Below are 3,583 nucleotides of genomic sequence, written 5' to 3'. Positions count from 1 at the left end.
CAGGGGCGCGCCGCGCGGACGGCGCTGGCGCTGCGCGAGGCCGCGGCGCGCGGCGGCTGGACGTTCCTGGACCATCCGATGCTCGCGCTGGACGTGGCCGGTTCGCCCGCGTACTTGGAGCCGGACGCCGTGGTCGTCCACCCCGACGGGCTGTGGAGCGTCATCGAGATCAAGTCGTTCCCGATGATCGACGGGACGGCCGACACGGCCAAGGTGGGCGCGGCGGCCCGCCAGTCGGCGGTGTACGCCCTCGCGCTGGAGCAGGTCGCCGAGCAGGTGGCGCGGCACATCTCCGAGGGCGCGGAGGACGCCCCCGAGGGCGCGGACACCCCCGAGGGCACTGGGCACGCGCCGCGGGTCGGCGACCGCGCTCTGCTGGTCTGCCCCAAGGACTTCTCGAACCTCCCGGCGGCCGCCCCGGTGGACCTGCGCAAGCAGCTGGCCACGACCCGCCGCCAGCTGGGCCGGCTCACCCGGGTCGACGAGCTGGCCGCCGCGCTCCCCGAGGACACCACCTTCGACCTGCGGCTCGCGGACGACGGCAAGACCGCCACCCGGCCGGCCGGGGAGCTGGCGGAGGCGGTGGAGTCGGTCGGCGCGGCGTACGCACCCGAGTGCCTGGCCGCGTGCGAGCTGGCCTTCCACTGCCGCGGCCGGGCCCGCGAGGCGGGCCTGGTGGAGTCGCTGGGCCGCGGCGTGCGCGGCGAACTGGGCGGGCTGCACACGGTCGGCGAGGTACTGGCTGCGGCCTCGGGAGAGGCGCCCGCCTGCACAGAGGGCTCCGCCCGCACGGAGGACCCCGCCGCCGAGGCGCTGCGCCGCGCCGCGGCCCTGCGCGCGGAGGCGCTGGCCTCGGCCTCCGCTGCGGTACCGGCTTCGGTACCGGAGCAGGCCCCGGCCCCCCGTGAGGAGGCGGAATGTCGCTGATCGACGTGCTGGCCAGGATGGAGGCCGTGGCGGCGGGCCGGGCCACGCCGCTCGCGACCGTACGGCACCGCCATCTCTCCCCCCGCCCCCTGGTGTTCGTCCCGCTGACGACCGCAGGCGAGACCGGTGCGCCGCTCGGCGCGCTGGTCGGCACGGACCGCGCGGCGCCGCTGCTGCTGACCGTGCCGCAGCCGCGCGACCGTGACCTGCGGTTCGCGTTCTTCGCCGAGCTGGCCGCCGCCGTCCTGCCGTACGTGGACTCCTTCGCCGACGACGTCGAGCCCGCCGAGCGCAAGGAGACCGACCCGCAGACCGGCAAGCGGGTCACGGTCGAGACCGAGCTGTGCGCGGACGCGCCGCAGGTGATCGTGGCCAGTGCGGCGGGCGTGGAGTTCGTCCGGCTGCTGGGCCGCTCCATGCGCTTCCGGCGGACGGCCGAGCAGGACCCGGACACCCCGCATCCCGCGCCGCCGCACGTCCCGCTGCTGGGCCGCTGGCTCACCCACCTCGGCGAGCGGTCCCGGGTGCCCGGAGCCAGCCTGCTGCTGCCGATGACCGGGCTGCTCTCCCGGCACTGGGCGACCGGCCAGAGCCTCGCCGAGGACCAGCACCTGGGCGCGCTGCTCGCCTGGATCGACCCGCCGGAGGGCGAGTCGGGGCAGGACGCCGCGCTGCGTGCCGAGACCGCCCGGGACGCGCGCGGGCAGCTGCTGTGCCCGCCGGCCGGCCCGGCCACGGACCCGGCGTTCGACAACGGCCTGCTCGCGCCGGCCATCGCGCGGTACGACGCCGGACTGCCCGGCGCGCGCGAGGAGTTCGACGCGCTGGTGGCGAGCGTGCTGCGGCCGACCTGGGACGCGGTGTGGCGCGGCATCGACCTGCTGCGCGCGCTGCCCGAGGGCGCGCGGGTGGCCGACCGCTGGCGGCGGGACCGCCGGTCCTACACCGCGCACCGGGACCGGGTGCGGTCCGGGGAGCCGCCGCAGCCCCGGCTGGACGACGCGGTCACGGCCGCGCAGAAGCTCGCCTCCCGGGAGACCGCGCAGGCCCAGCTGGACGCGCAGGAGGCGCTGGACGATCCCCTGGTGATGGCCGGGCGGCGGCTGACCGGCGAGGCGATGGAGGGCGAGGTGACCGAGGTGGAGATGGCGATGTCCGAGGGCAAGCGGCCGATGCCCCGGCCGCTGGTCACGCTGCGCACGGGCGACCGGCCGCAGCTGGAGGAGCGGGCCAGGCTGTACCGCCCGCTGGAGGGCGGGAAGACGCAGACCGCGGAGTTCGTGACGTACGTACCGGAGCAGCCGGGCACGCTGATCGTGCGGCTGACCGGCGGCATGGGGCGCGGCAAGACGCCGGAGCCGGGCTCGGTGCCGGAGAAGGGCGACCGGGTGTGCTGGACGCTCTTCGAGCACGCGCCGCGCGGCGGCCCCGAGCTGCCCGACCCGGAGGACACGCCGTGGACGCACGGCGGACCGCCGCCGGGCAGCGGCGACGGCGGTACGGCCGTCCCGGCGCGGGCCGCGGCGCCCGCGCCCGCGCAGACCCCCATCTCCACGCCCGCGCAGGCCCCCGCGCCCGCATCAGTGCAGGCCACCGCCCCGCTCCCCGATCCCGACCCCGTGACCGCGGAGGACTTCCTGTGAGCCGCGGAATTCCCGCCCCGGCCCGTACGGCCTTCGACCCGGGCGCCGCGGCCACCGCCGCGACCGAGGCGATCCTGCGCGACACGCTGCACGGCGACCGGCGCGGCGTCGTCGTGGACTCGCCGCCGGGCGCGGGCAAGTCCACGCTCGTGGTGCGCGCCGCGCGTGAACTGGCCGCGGCGGGCCGCCCGTTGATGATCGTCGCGCAGACCAACGCGCAGGTCGACGACCTGGTGCTGCGGCTGGCCGAGAAGGACCCCGAGCTGCCTGTCGGCCGGCTGCACAGCAGCGAGCCCGGCGCGTACGACCCGGCGCTGGAGGACGTCCCCTCCGTCCGTACGGCCGCGAAGGTCGCCGACCTCAAGGGTCTCCCGATCGTCGTCGCCACCGCGGCGAAGTGGGCCTACACGAAGGTGGACGAGCCCTGGCCGCACGCGATCGTGGACGAGGCGTACCAAATGCGGTCGGACGCGCTGCTGACCGTGGCGGGGCTCTTCGAGCGGGCGCTGTTCGTCGGCGATCCGGGCCAGCTGGACCCGTTCAGCGTGGTGGGTGCCGACCAGTGGGCGGGTCTGTCGTACGACCCGTCGGCGAGCGCGGTCTCGACCCTCCTCGCGCACAATCCGGATCTCCCGCAGCACCGCCTGCCGGTCTCCTGGCGGCTGCCGGCCTCGGCGGCGCCCCTGGTGTCGCACGCGTTCTATCCGTACACCCCGTTCCGCAGCGGTACGGGCTACGGCGACCGGCGGCTGACGCTGGGCGTGCCGTCGGACGGCTCGGCGGTGGACCGGGTGGTGGACGAGGCGGCGGAGACCGGCTGGGGCCTGCTCGAACTGCCCGCGCGCCATACGCCGCGCACGGACCCCGAGGCGGTGCAGGCGGTGGCGCAGGTGGTGCGGCGGCTGCTGGACCGCGGCGGCGACGAGTCGGACCACCAGCCGCTCGGTGACCGCGTTGGCGCGGCCGCCCAGCAGCGAGCGGATCAGCTCGGCCTTGGCCGCGTTGTCCGCCCG

Annotated in this window: 3 protein-coding genes; all 3 read left to right on the top strand. The window is 76.9% G+C overall.

From position 1 onward, the window contains the following. Nucleotides 1-927, top strand: a 927-nt coding sequence (locus ABT381_RS35380) for a hypothetical protein (RefSeq protein ID WP_351602115.1), incomplete at its 5' end; no start/stop codon positions are given. Then, on the top strand, nucleotides 918-2,570 hold the full coding sequence (locus ABT381_RS35375) for a hypothetical protein (RefSeq protein WP_351602112.1): 1,653 nt from the start codon (nucleotides 918-920) through the stop codon (nucleotides 2,568-2,570). The genes ABT381_RS35380 and ABT381_RS35375, both read left to right, overlap by 10 nt. Then, nucleotides 2,567-3,583 (top strand): AAA domain-containing protein (locus tag ABT381_RS35370; RefSeq protein ID WP_351602109.1); only part of this gene is annotated, 1,017 nt, incomplete at its 3' end. The genes ABT381_RS35375 and ABT381_RS35370, both read left to right, overlap by 4 nt.

The sequence above is a fragment of the Streptomyces sp. NPDC000151 genome (assembly GCF_040301705.1).
Taxonomy (GTDB): Bacteria; Actinomycetota; Actinomycetes; order Streptomycetales; family Streptomycetaceae; genus Streptomyces.
The sequence above is the reverse complement of the archived record's forward strand: the minus strand, read 5'-3'. Positions and strand labels throughout refer to the sequence as shown.

What these genes read in the sequence shown, in the direction of transcription:
- ABT381_RS35375 (WP_351602112.1), top strand. Translation starts at nt 918, where the DNA reads ATGTCGCTGATCGACGTGCTGGCCAGGATGGAGGCCGTGGCGGCGGGC.